The 21,484-nt window shown below is 25.7% G+C and carries 21 protein-coding genes and 3 pseudogenes; 8 read left to right on the forward strand and 16 right to left on the reverse strand.

Features of this window, described 5'->3' with window-relative positions; genetic code table 11:
* Positions 1-102: 102 nt before the first annotated feature.
* The 14 genes and pseudogenes from rpoB to tusD all read right to left on the reverse strand — a co-directional run bounded on the left by rpoB (position 103) and on the right by tusD (position 12,828).
* Positions 103-4,131 (reverse strand): DNA-directed RNA polymerase subunit beta, encoded by a 4,029-nt coding sequence (gene rpoB / locus A4A67_RS00545; protein ID WP_067569163.1) that lies wholly within the window; start codon positions 4,129-4,131, stop codon positions 103-105.
* A 106-nt stretch (positions 4,132-4,237) separates the two neighbouring features.
* Entirely contained in the window at positions 4,238-4,612 is a 375-nt protein-coding gene (gene rplL / locus A4A67_RS00550; protein ID WP_067569165.1) for a 50S ribosomal protein L7/L12, read from the reverse strand.
* An 87-nt stretch (positions 4,613-4,699) separates the two neighbouring features.
* On the reverse strand, positions 4,700-5,197 hold the full coding sequence (rplJ, locus tag A4A67_RS00555) for a 50S ribosomal protein L10 (RefSeq protein WP_067569166.1): 498 nt from the start codon (positions 5,195-5,197) through the stop codon (positions 4,700-4,702).
* A gap of 81 nt (positions 5,198-5,278) precedes the next feature.
* Positions 5,279-5,977 (reverse strand): 50S ribosomal protein L1, encoded by a 699-nt coding sequence (gene rplA / locus A4A67_RS00560; RefSeq protein ID WP_067569167.1) that lies wholly within the window; start codon positions 5,975-5,977, stop codon positions 5,279-5,281.
* Between the two features lie 6 nt (positions 5,978-5,983).
* Positions 5,984-6,412, reverse strand: coding sequence for a 50S ribosomal protein L11 (gene rplK / locus A4A67_RS00565; RefSeq protein ID WP_067569175.1), 429 nt, complete (start codon positions 6,410-6,412; stop codon positions 5,984-5,986).
* Positions 6,413-6,482: 70 nt separating this feature from the next.
* Complete coding sequence (gene nusG, locus A4A67_RS00570; protein WP_067569178.1) at positions 6,483-7,028, reverse strand: transcription termination/antitermination protein NusG; 546 nt, start codon at positions 7,026-7,028, stop codon at positions 6,483-6,485.
* A 7-nt stretch (positions 7,029-7,035) separates the two neighbouring features.
* Positions 7,036-7,233: a preprotein translocase subunit SecE gene (gene secE, locus A4A67_RS01675; RefSeq protein ID WP_067569181.1), complete on the reverse strand. Its 198-nt coding sequence runs from the start codon at positions 7,231-7,233 to the stop codon at positions 7,036-7,038.
* A gap of 108 nt (positions 7,234-7,341) precedes the next feature.
* Positions 7,342-8,437, reverse strand: a pseudogene (locus A4A67_RS01695) (EF-Tu C-terminal domain-related protein).
* A 118-nt stretch (positions 8,438-8,555) separates the two neighbouring features.
* Entirely contained in the window at positions 8,556-10,658 is a 2,103-nt protein-coding gene (gene fusA / locus A4A67_RS00580; RefSeq protein WP_067569184.1) for an elongation factor G, read from the reverse strand.
* 90 nt (positions 10,659-10,748) lie between these two features.
* A complete protein-coding gene (gene rpsG, locus A4A67_RS00585) occupies positions 10,749-11,222 on the reverse strand; it encodes a 30S ribosomal protein S7 (RefSeq protein ID WP_067569187.1) in 474 nt (157 codons plus the stop codon).
* Positions 11,223-11,281: 59 nt separating this feature from the next.
* Complete coding sequence (gene rpsL / locus A4A67_RS00590; RefSeq protein WP_067569190.1) at positions 11,282-11,656, reverse strand: 30S ribosomal protein S12; 375 nt, start codon at positions 11,654-11,656, stop codon at positions 11,282-11,284.
* 84 nt (positions 11,657-11,740) lie between these two features.
* A complete protein-coding gene (gene tusB, locus A4A67_RS00595; RefSeq protein ID WP_067569193.1) occupies positions 11,741-12,028 on the reverse strand; it encodes a sulfurtransferase complex subunit TusB in 288 nt (95 codons plus the stop codon).
* A gap of 26 nt (positions 12,029-12,054) precedes the next feature.
* The gene (gene tusC / locus A4A67_RS00600; protein ID WP_067569196.1) at positions 12,055-12,420 is read right to left on the reverse strand and encodes a sulfurtransferase complex subunit TusC; all 366 of its coding nucleotides are present in this window, start codon (positions 12,418-12,420) and stop codon (positions 12,055-12,057) included.
* 6 nt (positions 12,421-12,426) lie between these two features.
* The gene (gene tusD / locus A4A67_RS00605; protein WP_082797662.1) at positions 12,427-12,828 is read right to left on the reverse strand and encodes a sulfurtransferase complex subunit TusD; all 402 of its coding nucleotides are present in this window, start codon (positions 12,826-12,828) and stop codon (positions 12,427-12,429) included.
* A gap of 244 nt (positions 12,829-13,072) precedes the next feature.
* Here tusD and tusA point away from each other — a divergent pair, with 244 nt between their 5' ends.
* The 4 genes and pseudogenes from tusA to cgtA form a co-directional block, all read left to right on the forward strand.
* Positions 13,073-13,327 (forward strand): sulfurtransferase TusA, encoded by a 255-nt coding sequence (tusA, locus tag A4A67_RS00610; protein ID WP_067569198.1) that lies wholly within the window; start codon positions 13,073-13,075, stop codon positions 13,325-13,327.
* A gap of 119 nt (positions 13,328-13,446) precedes the next feature.
* A complete protein-coding gene (rplU, locus tag A4A67_RS00615; protein WP_067569200.1) occupies positions 13,447-13,764 on the forward strand; it encodes a 50S ribosomal protein L21 in 318 nt (105 codons plus the stop codon).
* A 32-nt stretch (positions 13,765-13,796) separates the two neighbouring features.
* Entirely contained in the window at positions 13,797-14,051 is a 255-nt protein-coding gene (rpmA, locus tag A4A67_RS00620) for a 50S ribosomal protein L27 (RefSeq protein WP_067569203.1), read from the forward strand.
* Between the two features lie 70 nt (positions 14,052-14,121).
* Positions 14,122-15,070: pseudogene (cgtA, locus tag A4A67_RS00625) on the forward strand (Obg family GTPase CgtA); the annotation flags it as partial.
* A gap of 206 nt (positions 15,071-15,276) precedes the next feature.
* Here cgtA and cspE read toward each other — a convergent pair.
* Complete coding sequence (gene cspE / locus A4A67_RS00630) at positions 15,277-15,486, reverse strand: transcription antiterminator/RNA stability regulator CspE (protein WP_067569208.1); 210 nt, start codon at positions 15,484-15,486, stop codon at positions 15,277-15,279.
* Between the two features lie 393 nt (positions 15,487-15,879).
* Here cspE and A4A67_RS00635 point away from each other — a divergent pair, with 393 nt between their 5' ends.
* Positions 15,880-16,665, forward strand: coding sequence for an SDR family oxidoreductase (locus A4A67_RS00635; RefSeq protein ID WP_067569211.1), 786 nt, complete (start codon positions 15,880-15,882; stop codon positions 16,663-16,665).
* A 291-nt stretch (positions 16,666-16,956) separates the two neighbouring features.
* On the opposite strand, the gene rluB is transcribed toward A4A67_RS00635, so the two are convergent.
* Positions 16,957-17,706, reverse strand: a complete 750-nt coding sequence (gene rluB, locus A4A67_RS00640) for a 23S rRNA pseudouridine(2605) synthase RluB (protein WP_067569214.1) — start codon at positions 17,704-17,706, stop codon at positions 16,957-16,959.
* 127 nt (positions 17,707-17,833) lie between these two features.
* Between rluB and A4A67_RS00645 the strand changes: the two genes are divergently transcribed.
* The 3 genes and pseudogenes from A4A67_RS00645 (at position 17,834) to trpCF (ending at position 21,475) form a co-directional block, all read left to right on the forward strand.
* Positions 17,834-19,399 carry an anthranilate synthase component 1 gene (locus A4A67_RS00645; RefSeq protein ID WP_067569216.1) on the forward strand — a complete coding sequence of 522 codons (1,566 nt, stop codon included), beginning with the start codon at positions 17,834-17,836 and terminating at the stop codon, positions 19,397-19,399.
* Positions 19,399-19,971: pseudogene (locus A4A67_RS00650) on the forward strand (glutamine amidotransferase-related protein); the annotation flags it as partial. The gene A4A67_RS00645 and the pseudogene A4A67_RS00650, both read left to right, overlap by 1 nt.
* A gap of 139 nt (positions 19,972-20,110) precedes the next feature.
* Positions 20,111-21,475, forward strand: a complete 1,365-nt coding sequence (gene trpCF, locus A4A67_RS00655) for a bifunctional indole-3-glycerol-phosphate synthase TrpC/phosphoribosylanthranilate isomerase TrpF (protein ID WP_067569222.1) — start codon at positions 20,111-20,113, stop codon at positions 21,473-21,475.
* The last annotated feature ends 9 nt before the right edge of the window (positions 21,476-21,484 follow it).

Genomic DNA, 21,484 nt, shown 5'->3' on the forward strand with positions numbered 1-21,484 from the left:
ATCGGTTCCTATGGAAGTTAGAGACCTTTAAAAATATTAAAAATAATTTTTATTGAAATAATCTTTAAAAAATTAAAGAACCATATGTATATTATATACAAATTATTTTTTTTCAAATTCAACATTTATACCTAAAGATTGAATTTCTTTTAATAAAACATTAAAAGATTCTGGCATACTTGGTTCCATTATTTGATTCCCATCAATAATATTTTTATATATTTTAGTTCTACCATTAACATCATCTGATTTAATAGTAAGCATTTCTTGTAAAGAATAAGCTGCACCATAAGCTTCTAAAGCCCATACTTCCATTTCTCCAAAACGTTGTCCACCAAATTGAGCTTTACCTCCTAATGGTTGTTGAGTAACTAAACTATATGAACCGGTAGAACGAGCATGCATTTTGTCATCAACTAAATGATTAAGTTTTAACATATACATATATCCTACAGTAACTGGACGTTCAAATTTTTCTCCTGTTCTGCCATCAAATAAAGTTATTTGACCAGAGCTAGGTAACCCTCCAAGATTTAATAAATCTTTAATTTCTTGCTCTTTTGCACCATCAAAAACAGGTGTAGCAATTGGCATTCCTTTTTTTAAATTTTTTGCTAAAAGTAATATTTCTTCATTAGAAAATGAAGAAAAATTTATTTTTTGACGTAAATTATTACCTATATTATAAGCTTTTTGAAGAAATTCACGCAATTTATTAATATTTTCATGCTGATTTAACATATCAGTAATTTTATTACCAATACCTTTTGCTGCCATACCTAAATGTGTTTCTAAAATTTGCCCAATATTCATACGGGAAGGAACACCTAAAGGATTTAAAACTATATCTACAGGTACTCCATTTTCATCATAAGGCATATCTTCAATAGGATTAATTTTAGAAATGACACCTTTATTACCATGACGTCCTGCCATTTTATCACCAGGTTGAATTTGACGTTTTACTGCTAAAGATATTTTAATAACTTTTAATATACCTGGTGCTAAATTATCATTTATAATAATTTTATTTTTTTTAGTTTCTAATTTTTTTTGAAATTCAGAATTCAATTCTTGATATTGTTCAATTAATTTATCTAATTGATTTTTAATAGTTTTATCAGAAATATCTAATTCTAACCAATTTTTGGGTGTTAAATTATCTATTTTTGATTTTTCTATTCCATTTTCAAGAAGAAGATTACGAATACGTGCAAATAATCCTATTTCAAAAATTTGTAATTCTTCAGTAAGGTCTTTTTTAGCTTGTTGAAGTTGTATTTCTTCTATTTCTAATGCACGTTTGTCTTTTTTTACTCCATCTCTAGTAAAAATTTGAACATCAATGACAATACCAGAAATCCCATTGGGAACACGTAATGATGAATCTTTTACATCAGAAGCTTTTTCACCAAAAATAGCTCGTAATAATTTTTCTTCTGGTGTTAATTGACTTTCACCTTTTGGTGTTACTTTACCTACTAAAATATCACCATCACTGACTTCAGCACCAATATATACAATACCTGATTCATCTAATTTTGAAAGTGCAGCTTCTCCTACATTAGGAATATCAGCAGTAATTTCTTCAGAACCTAATTTAGTATCGCGAGATATACAAGTCATTTCTTGTATATGAATAGTAGTAAAACGATCTTCTTGTACTACACGTTCAGATATTAACATAGAATCTTCAAAATTATAACCATTCCAAGGCATGAAAGCAATACGCATATTTTGACCTAGAGCTAGTTCACCTAAATCTGTAGATGGACCATCAGCTATTACATCGCCTTTATCAACTAATTCATCTAAACAAACACAAGGTTTCTGATTAATGCAAGTATTTTGATTAGAACGGATAAATTTCGTTAAATTATAAATATCAATACCAGCTTCTCCTGAAACTGTTTCATCAGAATTAACATTTATAACAATACGAGATGCATCCACATATTGCACTTTACCACCTCTTTTGGCTAAAATAATAACACCTGAATCAACAGCAACAATTCGCTCCATACCAGTACCAACTAATGGTTTCTCATTAATTAGAGTAGGTATTGCTTGACGTTGCATATTGGCACCCATTAATGCACGATTAGCATCATTATGCTCTAAAAATGGAATAAGTGAAGCACCTACTGAAACTATTTGTTGAGTAGAAACATCCATATAATTAACTTGTTGTCTATGAAATAAACTTGATTCTCCTTTATAACGACACGTTATAAATTCATCTATAAAATAACCTTCTTTATTAAAATTAGTATTTGCTTGTGCAATAACAAAATTACCTTCTTCAATTGCTGAAAGATAATGTATTTCATCAGTAACAACACTATTTTGTACAAGACGATAAGGAGTTTCTAAAAAACCATATTCATTAGTCTGTGCATATACAGATAATGAATTTATTAAACCAATATTTGGTCCTTCTGGAGTTTCAATAGAACATACACGACCATAATGAGTGGGATGTACATCACGGACTTCAAAACCGGCACGTTCACGAGTAAGTCCCCCAGGACCTAATGCAGAAATACGTCTTTTATGTGTAATTTCTGAAAGAGGATTATTTTGATCCATAAATTGTGATAGTTGACTAGAACTAAAAAATTCTTTTACTGCTGCTGAAATTGGTTTAATATTAATAATGTCTTGTGGCATGAGAGTATCCATCTCTGCTAAAGAAAGACGTTCTTTTACTGTACGTTCGACACGTATTAATCCTACACGAAATTGATTCTCTGCCATTTCACCTACAGCACGAATTCTACGATTACCTAAATGATCAATATCATCAATTTCACTTTTACCATTACGTATATCAATAAGTTTTTTAATAACATCAATAATATCTTTAGGATCTAAAATATTAGAACCTTCACTTTCATTACGTAACAATGATGAATTAAATTTCATCCTACCTACCGCTGATAAATCATAACGTTCTTCTGAAAAAAATATATTATGAAATAAATTTTCAGCTGCTTCATGAGTAGGAGGTTCTCCAGGACGCATCATACGATATATTTCTAAAAGTGCGCTTAATCTATCGTTAGTTGGATCAATACGTAATGTTTCAGAAATATAAGCACCGTTATCTAAGTCATTTGTAAACAGTGTTTCAATAAATGTATGTCCTTTATTTATTAATTTATTAATTATATCAATTGTTAATTCTTGATTAGCAGAAATGATAATATCATTCGTTTTTTCATCAAAATAATCTTTTGCTACTATTTTTCCTACTATATATTCTATAGGAACATTAATTTGTTTAATATTATCTTTTTTTAAATGATCAATATGACGATTAGTGATTCGACGACCTTTTTCAACATAAATAATATTATTTTCTTTTATATCAAATAAAGCAGTTTCTCCACGTAAACACTCAGGAATCAATTTCATTTGTAAATTTTTATCATTAAATTCATAAATTATTTTATTAAAAAATATATCTAAAATTTGATTTTTATCATAATTTAATGCTCGTAAAAGAATAGTTACTGGTAATTTACGACGTCTATCAATACGAAAAAATAAATTATCTTTTAAGTCAAATTCAAAATCTAACCATGAACCATGATAAGGAATAATACGAGCGTTATATAATATTTTTCCAGAAGAATGATTCTTACCTTTATCACTATCAAAAAATACTCCTGGACTCCGGTGTAATTGAGAAACAATAACACGTTCAGTACCATTAATAATAAAAGTACCATTATCTGTCATAAGAGGTATTTCACCCATATATACTTCTTGCTCTTTTATATTCTTTATTGTAACTTCTGTTATTTCACGTTCATAAATAACAAGACGAAGTTTGACACGTAAAGGTGCAGAAAAAGTTATCCCTCTTATTTGACATTCTTTAATATCAAACAGAGGATCTCCTAAACGATAACTAATATATTGTAGTTCAGAATTACCATTATAACTTTGTATAGGAAATACAGAACGAAATGCTGCTTCTAGACCATATAAACCTTCTGAATCTTGCTCGATAAATTTCTGAAATGAATCTAGCTGAATAGAAAGAAGATAAGGAATCTCTAAAATTTGCGGACGTTTTCCAAAATCTTTACGAATACGTTTTTTTTCAGTATAAGAGTAAACCATAGGGTTCCTCCATTTAATAACAACAATGTTATTGATTATAATTTTAAAAATATTTATTTAATATTCTAAAATAGATATTTAATGTTTGAAACTTTAATATGTTAAATTATTTAATTTGAATAGAAGCTCCTATTTCTTCTAGTAAGTTTTTTAAATTTTCAGCATCATTTTTATTTAAACCTATTTTAATAGTAGTAGGTGCTGATTCAACTAAATCTTTTGATTCTTTTAATCCTAATCCAGTAGCTCCACGTACTGCTTTAATAACAGCAATTTTATTAGTACCAATTTCATTTAAAATTACATCAAATTCTGTTTTTTCTTCTATGTTTTCAGTTGATACTTTTTCTGTATTTGTTATAGATGATGTAGTAGTAGAGGAAACTCCAAATTTTTTTTCCATCATAGATATTAATTCAACTACATCTATTACAGACATTTTAGCAACAGCATCAATAATTTGATCTTTAGTTATAAACATTTTTTAAATATTCCTAAACTGTTAAAATTATTTATGTATTTGTAAATATTTTCAATATATTAAAAAATATGTTAATTCAACATTAAATTATACTTGTTTTTTATTATTATGCACTGCTATTAGTGTACGTAATAATTTACATATAGAAATTTCTTTTATAGTTGATATGAGAAACATTACTGATTCTTCATAATTGGGCATATTTACTAAATTCTCAATTTGAGAAACTGGTATAATTTTTCCTTCAAAAGCTGCAGCTTTAATTTTAAGATTAGTATTTTTTTTAGCAAAAAAAGTTAATAAACGAGCTGGTGCGTTAGGATTTTTATTAGAAAATGCAATAAGATTCGGACCAATAAATAGATCTTTTAAACATTCAAAAGAAGTATCATTAATTACATTTCGCATTAATGTATTACGAACTATATGTATTTGAACACCATATTCACGACCAAGTTTACGTATTTCAGTTATTTGATTTACTGTAATTCCACTAAAATCTACAATAACAGCAGATATTGCATTCATAAGTATTGTTTTTAATTTATAAATAATATTTTTTTTATCTTGAATATTTAATACCATAGAAAAATATTCCTAATTTTAATTAAAATTAATTAAATAAATTTATTTACTAAATCAAAATTTCATATAGATAATTATTATTTATTTAAATAATGAATCTAAATTCACTAATATTCCTACTCCCATTGTAGTAGAAATACTAATTTGTTTAATATATTTACCTTTGATATAAATTGGTTTATCTTTTTTTAGTGCAGTAATTAATGCTTCTAAATTTTCTTTTAATTTATAAGAATCAAAATTTATTTTACCAATAGTAGTATGTACTATACCTTCTTTTTCAGTACGATACTGAATTTGACCTAATTTAATGTTTTTAACTGCTTCAGCAATATTTGTTGTAACAGTACCTAGTTTTGGGTTAGGCATTAAATTTCTAGGTACTAAAATTTTTCCTAACTCACTAACAATATGCATTGTATCTGGAGAAGCAATAATTATATCAAAATTAAAATTACCTTCTTTAATCTGAGAAGTTAACTTATTAATATCCACTATATCTGCACCTGCAGATATAGCTTTTTGAACATTAACACCTTGAGTAAAAACTGCTACACGAATATTACGTCCCCTTCCGTGAGGAAGTATTACTGTACCATAAATATTTTTATCTGAGTTACGTGTATCTATATTAAGTTGAATAGCAACATCAACACTTTCAATAAAATTAGCTGTAGTTAATTCTTTTAATAAACTTAAAGCAGAATTAATAGCATATTGTTGCTTACTAATAATTACTTTATCTTGTATAAAACGTATACGTTTGGTAAGCTTAATCATATATTTTTAACTCTCTACTAATAATCCTATAGAATTTGCTGTACCTACTATAGAACGGGATATTGCTGCTATATCAGCACCAGTCATATCAGCGGCTTTTATTTTAGCTATTTCAAGAATTTGTGTAGTAGTAATTTTACCCACTTTATCTTTATTGGGTTTACTAGAACCAGTTGTTATTTCTGCTGCTTTTTTTAATAATATAGCTGCTGGAGAACTTTTAATAATAAAAGTAAAAGAACGATCAGAATATACAGTAATAATAACTGGAATAGGTAACCCTTTTTCAATACTATCTGTTTTAGCATTAAAAACTTTACAAAATTCCATTATATTAATTCCATGCTGACCTAAAGATGGTCCTATTGGGGGACTGGGATTTGCCATACCTGCAGCAACTTGAAGTTTTACATAGGCTTGTATTTTTTTCGCCATATATTTTTCCTTAAAAGTTACTTTTAATTAAAAATTACTTTTTTAATATTAGTAATTATTATTAATAATTTTAATTTTTTTCAACTTGATGAAAATCTAAATCAACTGAAGTAGCACGACCAAAAATAGAAACTGATACTTTTAAGCGATTTTTTTCATAGTCAACTTCTTCTACTATACAGTTAAAATCAGAGAATGGTCCATCTTTAACACGTATTAATTCACCAGGATAAAAAATAATTTTGGGTATTGGTTTATTACCAATTTTTTTTAATCTATTAATTATTATGTCAATTTCTTTATTACTTATAGGTGCAGGATGATCTGAAGTTCCTCCAACAAACCCCATAACATGTGGTATATTACGTACTAAATACCAACTAGTATCATTCATTACCATTTGTATTAAAACATAACCAGGAAAAAATTTTCTTTCGCTTTTTCGTCGCTGACTACCACGAATTTCAATTATTTCTTCTTTAGGAATCAAAATATTTCCAAATAAATTTTCCATATTTTGAAGCTTGATATGTTCTCTGATAGAGAGAACTACACGTCCTTCAAAACCAGAAAACGTTTGAATAACATACCAACGTTTTTGGAACGATTGGGACATTTTATTATTAAAACCTCAAACCTGTAATAAATGATATGATATAGATTATAATACTATCTAATCCCCATAAAATAAATGATAATATAGTAGTAACTATAGTTACTATTAATGTCATTTGTAATGTTTCTTGACATTTAGGCCAAATTATCTGACGTAATTCAATATATACTTTAAATATAAAAAAAATAATAGATTTATCTTTCACAAATATAATTATATCATAATTAATAATAGTAACAATAAAAATTATTAATATAATATATATATATGAAAAATATTAATTTTAAACTATATAATATATGAATATTTTAATTTAATTAATAATTTTAATAATAATTCCTGCACTAATAGTATTACTACCTTTAAGTATATCAAAAAGTAAACCTATTATTTATAACAATAGTAGATTATAAATTAACAATCATCTTAATCTTATTATCATGCATAACTATTTTAATAGTGTCTGGGAATTTTATTATACTATTTATATCAATAGGATGAAAATCATATTCAGGACGATATTCTTTAAAAAAAAGGTGTATGATATCCGCTTTATTCTTTATTTCAAAGATAAAATTCTGATTAAAATTTGATATATAATTTAATTGATCCTCGTTTTGCTAAAATTTAACCCCGTTCTACATCTTCACGTTTAGTATCTCAGAGTACCTATATGATCTCCAGCACATCTTTCATCTAATAATTTAGGAAATATTTCAACACCCGTATAAAAATTTTTAGTAGAATTTTTAATTTCTATTATTTCTATTTCATCACTCACTTTAATTATATCTCTTTCTATACGACAAATTATTACTGTACCACGTCCATAAATAGAAAATATATCTTTAATGGATAATAAAAATAGTTTATTAATATTTAGTTTTGGATGTATCTAGTGTTTAGACTATTTTAATAATTTTGATGTCCATATTTCATTTTTTTTCTAGTGCTTTTAATGCATAACCTAGAATAATAAGTGTATTCTCTCCAAGAAAATAGTATTGAGATAATAATTATCGTACTTTCATTTCTACCATTTAGAATAATTATGCATCATTAATTCAATTATATTTATTCATGAATACACTACGAGCCAAAAGTATCTGAAGACCATCAATAAAATAGCACTATTTATTTGAGCAGCTACTGGAATCATATCAGCATATACTGGACAATCTACATGTGCAAAATGAAGATTTATAGTATGAATCCTATTCAACATGTGAAGTATTGATAATAATTTCTCGAAGTTTTTCTTCTTGAGCATTATAAATTTGTTCACAAATACGTTTTTTATCACCATATCTATTAGATAGCATAGCAAGCAGTGAAAAATTTTTCTATAGGATACATATCCAATGATACCTATCATGAGGTTTTATACTTAAAAATTTTTCTTTATATATTCATCTATTTCTTTTAAATCTAAAACAATTAATAAAATTAATTTTCTATTCGAGAATAGAATCTAAAATTTATGAGATAATATCTATTTTATAATTGAATTTTTTTAATTTGAAAAATTTATTTTTTTTTATTATTTATAATATCTTGAGCAATATTATTTGGTGTTTCATTATATTTTAAAAATTCCATAGAATAAGAAGCACGGCCTTGAGTTTTTGAACGTAATTCAGTTGCATAACCAAACATTTCAGATAAAGGAACTTGTGCATAAATAATTTTACCATTTACATGATCTTCTATACTTTCAATTACACCCCGACGACGATTTAAATCACCTATAACTTCTCCCATATATTCTTGATTTGTTTCAATTTCTACTTTCATTATAGGTTCTAAAAGAACTGGTTTTGCTTTTAAAAAACCTTCTTTAAAAGCTAAAGAACTAGCTATTTTAAATGCCATTTCTGATGAATCAACTTCATGATATGAACCATCAAAAACTGCTACACGAACACCTACAATAGGGTAACCAGCTAAAATACCATTTTTTAATTGTTCTTGAATACCTTTATCTATTGCTGGAATAAATTCTTTAGGTACTACACCACCAACTATTTCATTTAAAAATTCATAATTTTTTCCATTTGTTTCAATTGGTTCAATACGTAACCATACATGACCAAACTGACCTTTACCTCCAGATTGACGAATAAATTTACCTTCTTGTTTTACAGTAGATCTAATTGTTTCACGATATGCTACTTGGGGTTTACCAATATTAGCTTTGACATTAAATTCACGATGCATACGATCTACAAGTATTTCAAGATGTAATTCTCCCATACCAGCAATTATAGTTTGTCCAGATTCTTCATCTGTCCAAACTTTAAAAGAAGGATCTTCTTGTTCTAAACGATATAAAGCTAACCCCATTTTTTCTTGATCTATTTTTGTTTTGGGTTCTACAGCAACAGAGATAACTGGTTCAGGAAATTTCATTTTTTCAAGAATAATTGGTATATATGGATCACATAAAGTATCTCCTGTAGTTACATCTTTTAATCCTATAGCTGCAGCTATATCTCCAGCTCTTACTTCTTTAATTTCTTCACGTTTATTAGCGTGCATTTGTACAATACGGCCAAAACGTTCTTTTTTATTTTTTACTGAATTTAATACTATATCTCCAGAATTTATAACACCAGAATAAACACGAAAAAAGGTTAGATTACCAACAAATGGATCATTAGCAATTTTAAACGCTAAAGCGGAAAAAGGTTCCTCATCACTAGAATAACGTTTCGTATGAGTTTTACTATCAAGAAGTACCCCATTAATAGCAGAAATATCAGTTGGAGCAGGTAAATATTCAATTACTGCATCAAGTAAAGCTTGTACACCTTTATTTTTAAAAGCAGAACCACAAGTAACTAAAATAATTTCATTATTTAGAACACGTTGACGTAAACCATTTTTAATTTCTATTTCAGTTAATTTTTTACCACTTAAGTATTTATCCATAAGATAATCAGATGCTTCTGCTGCAGATTCAACTAAATGTTGATGCCATTGATTAGCTAATTCAAGTAAATTATTAGGAATATCTTCATATATAAAAGTTACACCTTGATCTTTTTCATTCCAATTTATTGCTTTCATTTTAATTAAATCTATAATACCAGTAAATTTTTCTTCAGCACCAATAGCTAATTGAATTGGAACAGGTAGAATATCTAAACGATTTTTTAATTGATCAACTACTCTTAAATAATTAGCACCTACACGATCCATTTTATTAATAAATGCAATACGTGGTACTTTATATTTATTTGCTTGACGCCAAACGGTTTCTGATTGTGGTTGTACACCTCCTACAGCACAATAAATCATAATAACACCATCAAGTATACGCATTGAACGTTCAACTTCAATAGTAAAATCAACATGTCCTGGAGTATCTATAATATTAATACGATGTGAATCAAATTGTTTAGCCATTCCAGACCAAAAACAAGTTGTAGCAGCAGATGTTATGGTAATACCACGTTCTTGCTCTTGTACCATCCAATCCATTGTTGCTGCTCCATTATGAACCTCACCAATTTTATGGTTAACACCTGCATAAAATAAAATACGTTCTGTAGTAGTGGTTTTACCTGCATCAATATGAGCACTAATACCAATATTTCTATAAAGTGTAATGGGTGTTATACGAGCCATTAAAATCCTTAATGATTATTATCAATTATTTAAAATTAATGATAAAAAATTTTTTATTAAAAATATAAATTTTGAGATGATATCTTTAAATTACCAACGATAGTGAGCAAATGCTTTATTAGCATCTGCCATACGATGAACAGATTCACGTTTTTTTACAGCAGCACCTTTATTTTCAGTAGCATCAAAAAGTTCTTGTGCTAAACGTAAAGCCATAGATTTCTCATTACGTTTACGAGCAGCTTCAACAATCCAACGTATTGCTAAAGTATTACGACGAATAGGACGAACTTCTATTGGTATTTGATATGTAGAACCACCAACACGACGTGATCTTACTTCAACAATTGGACGTACATTATTTATAGCTGTTTCAAAAGCTTCTAGTTGATTTTTTATTTTAGTTACTTGCGTTAAAATTTTTAATGCAGTATAAACTATAGCTTCTGCATTAGCTTTTTTACCATCAATCATAATAATATTAATAAATTTTGCTAAAATTTCAGATCCAAAAATTAAATCTGGTACAATTTTTCGGGGACCAATTAAATGACGACGAGGCATATTATCTCCTGATAAATATTTTATTTTTTAAATAAAATTAAATATAAAACTATTTATTATTAATTTTTTATCTTTTTTACACCATATTTAGAACGTCCTTGTTTACGGTTTTTAACACCAGAACAATCAAGAGAACCCCGAATAGTATGATACCGTACACCGGGTAAATCTTTTACTCGTCCTCCCCGAATTAAAATTACAGAATGTTCTTGAAGATTATGACCTTCACCACTAATATATGAAGTTACTTCAAAACCATTAGTTAATCGAACACGACAAACTTTCCTCATAGCAGAATTGGGTTTTTTAGGAGTAGTGGTATATACACGAGTACATACACCGCGTTTTTGCGGACAATTATTTAATGCTGGAACATTACTTTTAGTAATTTTTATAGAACGTGGTTTCCTTACTAATTGATTAATTGTTGTCATTTAATGAAATTCCTCAATTTTATTTATATATTTAAGATATTTACTGAATATTTTAAAATAAATAAAATTATTAAGTAATTTTAATTACCATGTTATTTGTTGGAAATTATTTTCCGTTAATTTAACAAATTCTATATAACTAATTATTTTAATTTTAGGAAAATAAAAAGGAAATATTCCTCGAGCTTCAATATCATTTTTTAATGCATATATTTTTAATGAATAAGCATTAATAGCATTTAATGCTAATGAATTATTTAATCCAGCAATAACTCCATCAGATATTAATAATAATGTATCATTAATACTAGTAGTACGCAATATTGCTGCAAAATCACATAAATAAGGAGAATAATTTAAAATATATAACATAATTTATAAAATTTTTTTTAAATATATTAAAATTTTAAAATAATATTATATTTAGCTAAATATTGATACCAATATTTAGGCATTAACCATTTAGATTCTAAAATCAATTCAATATTATTATTTATACCACGTTCTTGTGCTGAATGAGCACAAATATAAATTTGATTAATATCATAAATTGATAATATACCAAATGCAGGAATAAAATTCTTAGATAAAATTTTTGATGGTTGTTGCTGTAATAATAATAAAAATACTCCATCAGAAATAAAAAATACACCAATATTATTAGAATATACTGAAGTTGCTAATAATAAATCTAGTCCTTCACGACTAGATTCATTTCCATATGGTCCATGACTAAAAATAAAAGCTATATTATTATTATTCATAATTAATTAAAATTGGATAAAACGATTACAGATAAATAATTCTTGTGCAAAAGAACCTAATCCAACTAAATTAAAATCTGGTTGAATATTACCAGAAGAAGTATTTTTTATATTAAATAATTTTGTTTGTTCTGTATTAATAATTCCGCGTCGTATAGAAGCAGAAACACAAATATTTAATTTTATTTTAAATTTTTGTGCCAGTTGACACCAAGCAAGTACTATATTAATTTCATCGCTAGCTGAAGTATGTAAACAATTAGCATTAGTTACTCCATCTTGATAAAAAAATATAGTATTTATATGATGATTACATTTTAATAATGTTTTAGCAAATTGTAATGCCGTTTTAGTTTGTTGTTTCCCATAAGCTGGACTATTTACCATCATACAATAATTTAGAATCATTTTAATATTTTATTTTATTAAATAGAATAATTTAATTAAAATTAAAATATTTTTTAAAAAAATTCAATTATTTATTAATAAATATTATTTATATATTGTAATTTATAAAAATATATAATATTAATATATTTAATAATATTAATTACCATTAAAATTTAATATTTTATATATTTCAAAAATTTTTGAAATAAAAATAAATTTTAATATTTTCTATCATAGATATTTATGATTAATTAATTTAATTATGGTTAATATTTTTTCTTTTGCAGATAAACATTTAAATGTTTGTGGGTTATTTTGTCCAGAACCATTAATGATAATACGTAAAACTATACGTTTTATGATTAATGGAGAAACTTTACTTATAATTACTGATGATATAGCTACTATTAGAGATATTCCTCTATTTTGTCATTTTATGACTCATACTCTTTTAGCAAAAGATATTAAATCTCTTCCTTATCAATTTTTATTACAAAAAGGAAAAATTAAAATTTAAATAATATTATTATATTTAATATTTTTAAAAAATTTCTTAATTATTGACAATTTAAAGAAATAGATAATAATCTACTAAGAATATATTAAATATAGTATTTATTAAATAATGGGGATTTTATGTACGCAGTTTTCCAAACTGGTGGAAAACAACACCGAGTAATTAAAAATCAAATTATTAAAATTGAAAAATTAAATATTTCAATAAATAATATTATTGAATTTACCAAAATTAGTATGATTAATGATAATAATCATCTTTATGTAGGTCATCCTTTTATAGAAAATTGTAAAATTACAGCTCAAATAGTTGCTCATAAACAAAGTGATAAAATCAAAATTATTAAATTTAATCGTCGTAAACATTTTCGTAAACATATGGGTCATCGTCAATTATTTACTAGTATTAAAATCTTAGATATAATTATTAATTCTTAAAATAATCTTATCTTTTATAAGAGAATAATTTTATGGCACATAAAAAAGCTGGTGGGTCTACACGTAATGGACGTGATTCAGAAAGTAAACGTTTAGGAATTAAATGTTTTGGTGGTGAGACTGTAAATGCTGGTAATATTATTGTTCGTCAACGTGGAACTCATTTTCATCCAGGAAAAAATGTAGGATACGGAAGAGATTATACTTTATTTGCTTTAATTTCAGGTAAAATTCAATTTCAAATAAAAGGCCGCAAAGGTCGTAAATTTGTTAATATAATTAATTAATAATTAATTTTTAGACAAACATATAAATAAGTTATTTATCTTCTTTTAAAATTTATAAAAAGAATTTTTAATGAAATTTATTGATGAAGTAAAAATTTTAGTTACTGCAGGTAATGGTGGAAATGGTTGTATTAGTTTTCATAAAGAAAAATATATTCTACACGGAGGACCTGATGGTGGAGATGGTGGAGATGGTGGAGATATATGGATTTTAGCTGATGAAAATATTAATACTCTTATTGATTATCGTTTTAAGAAAAAATTTTATGCAGAAAATGGTGGTAATGGTCAGCGATATAATTGTACTGGAAAAAAAGGTAAAAACTGTATTATTTTAGTTCCTGTAGGTACTAGAATAGTAGATTTAAAAACCAATGAAGTAATTGATGATATGATTAAACATCATCAAAAAATAATGGTAGCTAAAGGTGGTTTTCATGGATTAGGTAATGTTCGTTTTAAATCATCACTTAATCAAACTCCTAGAAAAAAAACAGAAGGTAGTAAAGGAGAAATTCGTGAACTACAGTTAGAATTAATGTTGTTAGCAGATGTAGGTTTATTAGGATTACCAAATGCTGGTAAATCAACATTTATTAGTGCTGTATCTGCAGCTAAACCTAAAATAGCAGATTATCCATTTACAACATTAACACCAAATCTGGGTGTAGTTAATATAAATAATAAAAAAAGTTTTATTGTAGCAGATATTCCAGGTTTAATAAAAGGTGCTGCTAATGGTGCTGGATTAGGGATCAGATTTCTAAAACATTTAAATCGGTGTAAAATTTTATTACATTTTATTGATATATCACCATTAGATCAATCAGATCCTGTTGAAAATGCTAAAATTATTTTTACAGAACTAAAAATATATAGCAAAAAATTAGCATCTAAACCTCATTGGTTAATTTTTAATAAAATAGATCTTTTAAATACAAAAGATCTTATCAAGATGAATAAAAATATATTACAAACTTTTAATTGGAAAGAAAAAGTGTTTTTTATATCTGCTACTAATAATATTGGAATTGAAATTTTATGTAAAGAACTAAAAAATTTTTTAGAAACTAATTCTAAAATAAACTAATACTTTTAAAATATCACTTTTTTTTAAAAAAAGTATTTATGAAAAAATATCTTTAAAAATTTTTAAAAGGTTCCCTGCTGGCTAAAAGCCTGCAGGGAGACTTTAAATAAAAATATTAATTAAAATTTTTAATTACTAAATTGCAATAACGTTAATTGCTGAAGGACCTTTTTGACCATCCTGAATTTCAAATTCTACATTTTGACCTTCAACTAATGTTTTAAATCCATTACCTTGAATAGCAGAAAAATGAACAAATACATCTTTACTACCATCAGTTGGAGTAATAAATCCAAAACCTTTGGATTCGTTAAACCATTTTACTTGACCTTTAATTTTTGCCATTTTGCATATTTCCTTTGGAGTATTTAAATCTTCTTTTGCAAGAAAGAGAAAACTAATATTTATTATTTTATTTAAAATATTTAAAAAATTTTATATAAAAATTATATTGAGTTTTACTCAATTGCGTTATCACATAATTTGTAAATAATGGCAAGTTATTTTTTAATAAAATATTTTTATATATAATATTTATTATTATTATAATAATTGTTCTGAATTGATAATTTTAAATAATTATTTATTAATTAAATTAATAATTAATTTTATATTAAAATAAATAATAAATTTAAATAATAAATATTGTAATTAAATATTAATATAAAATAAATAATATTTATTAATTTAAATTTTAAAATGTATTTTTTATTTTATAGCTAAAATTAAGGAAAAAATATGAATTTTCTTACTGGTAAGCGTATTCTTGTTACTGGAATTGCTAATAATCATTCAATTGCATATGGTATTGCTCAAGCTTTGCATCGTGCCGGTGCAGAACTGGCATTTTCTTATCAAAATAAAAAAAATAAATTAAGATTAGAAAAGTTTGCTAAGAATTTTAATTCTAACATAGTATTACCATGTGATGTTACAAAAGATACTAGTATTAAAGAATTATTTAATAGTTTAGCTAAAATTTGGATTAAATTTGATGGATTTATACATTCTATTGCTTATGCTCCTAAAAAACAATTCAAAGGTGATTTTATCAATGTTATTAATCGTAAAAGTTTTACTATTGCACATGATATCAGTTCTTATAGTTTTGTAGCTATGGCTAAAGCTAGTAGATATATGTTGAATCCTAAAGCTTCTTTAGTAACATTAACTTATATAGGAGCTGAACGTGCTATATTTAACTATAATGTTATGGGTTTAGCTAAAGCTTCTTTAGAAGCTAATACACGCTATATGGCTAATGCTATGGGTCCCCAGAAAATTAGAGTTAATGCTATTTCTGCAGGTCCTATTAAAACTTTAGCTGCTTTAGGTATAAAAAATTTTAAAAAAATAATATCTTACTATAAATCAGTAATACCTATGAGACGTTTAATTACTATTGATGACATTGGTAATACTGCTGCTTTTTTATGTTCTGATTTATCATCTGGAATAACTGGAGAAATAATACATGTAGATGGAGGTTTTAATATAGTTGCAATGAATGAATTAAATTTGTAATATAATTTTATAAAAAATAAAATAATAAATATTATTTATAATATTGAAATTTATTTTCAATATAATAATAATTTACTGTAAATTTTATTTACATGCTAAATTATTATTTTTTTTATTACTTAATATAAGTAACCAAATAAATATTTATTGTTAATAATTTTTACTTAATTAAGTTTTATTATAAATAAATATTATATATTTTACTATATATTTTAATTTATTGAAATATATTATAATTTATATTATATTGTTTTAAATTAATCACTATTAAATTAATTTAAAATATAAAATTTATACTATTGATAATTTTACTTTTTTACGAAGATAATTAATTTGTTTAAATGATAATTCTATCCAATTACCAATAGATAAATTTTTAGGTAAAGTGATATTACCATAACGTACTCGTATGAGTTTATTTATTTTTATCCCTAATGCTGCCCATATTCTACGAACTTCATGATTACGACCTTCTGTTATTATAACATTATACCATTTATTCAAACCATAACTTTTTTGAAATATTACTTTCTTAAATGCTGCTTTACCGTCTTTAAGTTGTACCCCACTTATTAAGTGACGTTTTTTTTCTTTATTTAAATTTCCTAAGATACATACTGTATATTCGCGTTCTATTTGAAAACTAGGATGCATTAAACGATTAGCTAACTCTCCATCATTAGTAAATAATAATAATCCTGAAGTATTCAGATCTAATCTACCAATATTGATCCAACGAGCATTATTTATATTTGGTAATTTATTAAAAATATTTTTCCTTCCATAAGGATCATAAGATGTACAAATTTCTCCTTCTGATTTATAATAACATATTACACGACAAACTATTTTTTTAGTTAAAGAAGTAGTTATAATTTTATTATCTATACTAATTTTAGTAAAATTATTAATTTCAATACGATCACCTAAATTAGCTATTTGACCATTAACATTAATACGTCTCTGTTTAATAATTTTTTCAATATTTCTACGAGAACCATAACCAAAACGAGCTAATACTTTTTGTAGTTTTTCATTCATAAAGAAAAAACCTTAAATATTTGTGATAAAAATGAATAAAAATTCTTTTTTAAGAAAAGAATTTTCTATATTATCTTTGATATACACGAAGAGATACTTATCTATTATCAATAGGATAATAATATTCATGACAATTAAAAAAAATGAAATAAAAGTATTCTATACAAAATTTAATTATAATATTAATCCTCCAACAACTATATTTAATCAATTATGTGGTACACGTCCTGCAACACTTTTATTAGAATCAGCAGAAATTGATAAAAAACATGATCTTGAAAGTATGATAATAATTGATAGTGCTTTACGTATTATATCTATTGGCCAAACAGTTATCATTAAAGCTATAAGTACTAATGGTTATGCATTATTATTACAATTAGATTATGTTTTACCTAAAACAGTAAAAATAATTCCTCATCATTTTAGTCGTGAATTAATATTTCCGATAATTGATCTAACTCTTGATGAAGATGCTAGATTACGTTCTCTATCAGTATTTGATTGTTTACGCTCATTACTAACATTAGTAATTCAACCACCCAATATGCCTAAAGCTATGTTTTTTGGAGGATTATTTTCTTACGATCTTATATCAAGATTTGAAGATATACCCATTTTACAAAAAGGACAGCGTTGTCCAGATTATTGTTTTTATCTTGCGGAAACATTATTAACTATTAATCATCAGCAACAAAATTGTGAATTACAATGTAGTCTTTTTAGCAACAATGTAATAGAAAAACATCGTTTGCAATATCGACTTAAACAAATAAAATTTCAACTTACTCAATCACCAGAATTAATACAACATCAAATTATTAATAGTATGAAATTAACCTCTAATCAGAGTGATGAAGCTTATAGTAAAATTATATGTCGTATGCAACAAGAAATTAAACAAGGAGAAATTTTTCAAGTAGTACCATCACGAAAATTTTTTCTTCCTTGTCCTTCAACACTTGCTGCTTATCATCTGTTAAAGAAAACTAATCCTAGTCCATATATGTTTTTTATGCAAGATAATGAATTTACTTTATTTGGAGCGTCACCAGAAAGTTCTTTAAAATATGATCCTAATACAAGACAAATTGAAATATGCCCTATTGCTGGAACTAGGACACGTAGTTATCGTATTGATGGAACATTAGATGTTGATCTTGATAGTCGTATTGAATTAAATATGCGTTTTGATCCTAAAGAATTAGCTGAACATTTAATGTTAGTAGATCTTGCACGTAATGATTTAGCTCGTATTTGTGATCCAGGTACTAGATATGTAGCAGATTTAATTAAAGTTGATCGTTATTCTTTTGTTATGCATTTAGTTTCTAGAGTAGTTGGTAAGTTACGATCTAATTTAGATATATTACATGCATATATTGCTTGTATGAATATGGGGACACTTAGTGGAGCACCCAAAATACGAGCCATGCAACTTATATCTGATGTAGAAGGAGAACGTAGAGGTAGTTATGGTGGTGCCATTGGTTATTTTACTGCTACAGGAATATTAGATACTTGTATTGTTATACGTTCTGCTTATGTTGAAAATAAAATTGCTACTATACAAGCAGGTGCTGGTATAGTACTAGATTCAATTCCAAAAAATGAAGTTAATGAAAGTATTAATAAAGCTCGTGCTGTTTTACGTGCTATTGCTATGGCACATAATGCAAAGGAGATTTTTTAATGGCAGCAGATATTTTCTTACTTGATAATATTGATTCATTTACCTATAATTTAGTAGATCAATTACGTACTTATAATCATAGAGTAATAGTTTATCGAAATCAACTTCCTGTTTCTTTTCTCATAAAAGAAATTTTAAAAATGAAAAATCCAATTTTAATATTATCTCCAGGACCCGGAATACCTTCTAGAGCTGGTTGTATGTTAGAATTAATTAATTTTTTTCGTAGTAAAATACCTATTATAGGTATTTGTTTAGGACATCAAGCGTTAATTATCTCTTATGGTGGAGATATTATTCAAGCAACAGAAATTATACATGGTAAAGCTTCTTTAATTGATCACGATAATCAATATATGTTTGCTGATATGTCTAATCCGCTTTTAGTAGCACGATATCATTCTCTTATAGGAAGTAATATACCATCTTCTCTTACTATTAATGCTAATTATAATAATATAGTTATGGCAATACGTAATAATACAGATAAAATCTGTGGTTTTCAATTTCATCCTGAATCTATTTTAACTACTCAAGGAGCTGAATTATTAAATAAAACTATTTTGTGGGCTCTTTCTTAAAAAGATTTCTATAACAAATTACGATAAAATTTATTTTTTCATTAAATATGAAATAATTTTAAAAAATTAAATTTTTAATAATTGATAACTAAATATCTAATAAATAAGCTTTAAAAGGATTTTAAAATCGATGAAAAATACAGTACTTGCAAAAATTATTGCAGATAAATCTGCATGGATAAATAAATATAAACAATTATATCCATTAAAAAATTTTTATCATAAAATTTTTCCTAGTACCCGTAATTTTTATCATGCACTTTCTGATATTAATCAAACATCATTTATACTAGAATGTAAAAAAGCATCACCTTCTAAAGGTATTATTTGCTTAAATTTTAATCCCACTACTATTGCTAGTAATTATCGGTATTATGCTTCAGTTATTTCTGTGCTAACAGAAGAAAAATATTTTCAAGGAAATTTTCATTTCTTACAACAAGTCAGTAATGTAGTTAACCAACCAGTTTTATGCAAAGATTTTATTATTGATCCTTGGCAAATTTATTTAGCTCGTTTATATCAAGCAGATGCAGTTCTACTGATGTTATCCATTCTTAATGAAGATAATTACTATCAATTATCTACAATTGCACATAATTTAAATATGGGAATTTTAACTGAAGTTATTAATGATGAAGAATATCATCGTGCAATTTTATTAAAAGCCAAAGTAATAGGTGTAAATAATAGAAATTTAATCGATTTATCTATAAATTTAAATAGAGTTTTCATTTTAAGTCCTAAATTACCAGCCAAGGTAACTATTATTAGCGAATCTGGCATTAATAATTATGGTCAAATACGTAAAATTAGTAATAATACTAATGGATTTTTAATTGGTAGTACTTTGATGGCTGAATCAGAATTAATAACTGCTATTTTAAATACTTTATTAGGTATAAAGAAAATTTGTGGTATAACTCGTGTTATGGATGCAAGAGCTATTATAGAAGCTGGAGCTATTTATGGTGGACTTATTTTTATTCCAGATACTCCAAGATTTATAAATGAAGAAACAGCACAAAATATTATTTCTAGTGCAGCACTACATTATGTAGGAGTATTTCGTAATACTTCAATAAAAAATGTAATAACTCTTGCTACTAAATTAGCTCTGTCAGTTCTACAATTACATGGCAATGAAAATAAAAATTATATTAATGTACTAAATCAATATTTAATACCTATTTGTTACATATGGAAAGCATTCGATATATATCAAATTCAATTTACAGAAAATATTTTAGATAAAATAAATAACTATATACTTGATAATGGTGGTGGAAGTGGACAGTCTTTTAATTGGTTATTATTAAATAAAATAACATTAAATAATATTATATTAGCTGGTGGATTAACAATAGATAATTGTGTAGCTGCAGCTCGTCTCGGATGTATTGGAATTGATTTTAATTCAAAAGTAGAAATTGAACTAGGTATTAAAGATCATCATAAAATAACTACAATATTTAATATATTACGTGCTTCTTAAATTAAGAGC

It is taken from the genome of Candidatus Mikella endobia, assembly GCF_900048045.1.
In the GTDB taxonomy this organism is placed as follows: Bacteria; Pseudomonadota; Gammaproteobacteria; order Enterobacterales; family Enterobacteriaceae; genus Mikella; species Mikella endobia.

Bases quoted from the DNA above. Each gene is read 5' to 3' on its own strand.
- rpoB (WP_067569163.1), bottom strand. From the start codon at position 4,131: ATGGTTTACTCTTATACTGAAAAAAAACGTATTCGTAAAGATTTTGGA.
- rplL (WP_067569165.1), bottom strand. From the start codon at position 4,612: ATGTTTATAACTAAAGATCAAATTATTGATGCTGTTGCTAAAATGTCT.
- rplJ (WP_067569166.1), bottom strand. From the start codon at position 5,197: ATGGTATTAAATATTCAAGATAAAAAAAATATTATTTATAAATTAAAA.
- rplA (WP_067569167.1), bottom strand. From the start codon at position 5,977: ATGATTAAGCTTACCAAACGTATACGTTTTATACAAGATAAAGTAATT.
- rplK (WP_067569175.1), bottom strand. From the start codon at position 6,412: ATGGCGAAAAAAATACAAGCCTATGTAAAACTTCAAGTTGCTGCAGGT.
- nusG (WP_067569178.1), bottom strand. From the start codon at position 7,028: ATGTCCCAATCGTTCCAAAAACGTTGGTATGTTATTCAAACGTTTTCT.
- fusA (WP_067569184.1), bottom strand. From the start codon at position 10,658: ATGGCTCGTATAACACCCATTACACTTTATAGAAATATTGGTATTAGT.
- rpsG (WP_067569187.1), bottom strand. From the start codon at position 11,222: ATGCCTCGTCGTCATTTAATTGGTCCCCGAAAAATTGTACCAGATTTA.
- rpsL (WP_067569190.1), bottom strand. From the start codon at position 11,656: ATGACAACAATTAATCAATTAGTAAGGAAACCACGTTCTATAAAAATT.
- tusB (WP_067569193.1), bottom strand. From the start codon at position 12,028: ATGTTATATATTTTAAATTATTCTCCTTATTTATGTGATTTTGCAGCA.
- tusC (WP_067569196.1), bottom strand. From the start codon at position 12,420: ATGAATAATAATAATATAGCTTTTATTTTTAGTCATGGACCATATGGA.
- tusD (WP_082797662.1), bottom strand. From the start codon at position 12,828: ATGATTCTAAATTATTGTATGATGGTAAATAGTCCAGCTTATGGGAAA.
- tusA (WP_067569198.1), top strand. From the start codon at position 13,073: ATGGTTAATATTTTTTCTTTTGCAGATAAACATTTAAATGTTTGTGGG.
- rplU (WP_067569200.1), top strand. From the start codon at position 13,447: ATGTACGCAGTTTTCCAAACTGGTGGAAAACAACACCGAGTAATTAAA.
- rpmA (WP_067569203.1), top strand. From the start codon at position 13,797: ATGGCACATAAAAAAGCTGGTGGGTCTACACGTAATGGACGTGATTCA.
- cspE (WP_067569208.1), bottom strand. From the start codon at position 15,486: ATGGCAAAAATTAAAGGTCAAGTAAAATGGTTTAACGAATCCAAAGGT.
- A4A67_RS00635 (WP_067569211.1), top strand. From the start codon at position 15,880: ATGAATTTTCTTACTGGTAAGCGTATTCTTGTTACTGGAATTGCTAAT.
- rluB (WP_067569214.1), bottom strand. From the start codon at position 17,706: ATGAATGAAAAACTACAAAAAGTATTAGCTCGTTTTGGTTATGGTTCT.
- A4A67_RS00645 (WP_067569216.1), top strand. From the start codon at position 17,834: ATGACAATTAAAAAAAATGAAATAAAAGTATTCTATACAAAATTTAAT.
- trpCF (WP_067569222.1), top strand. From the start codon at position 20,111: ATGAAAAATACAGTACTTGCAAAAATTATTGCAGATAAATCTGCATGG.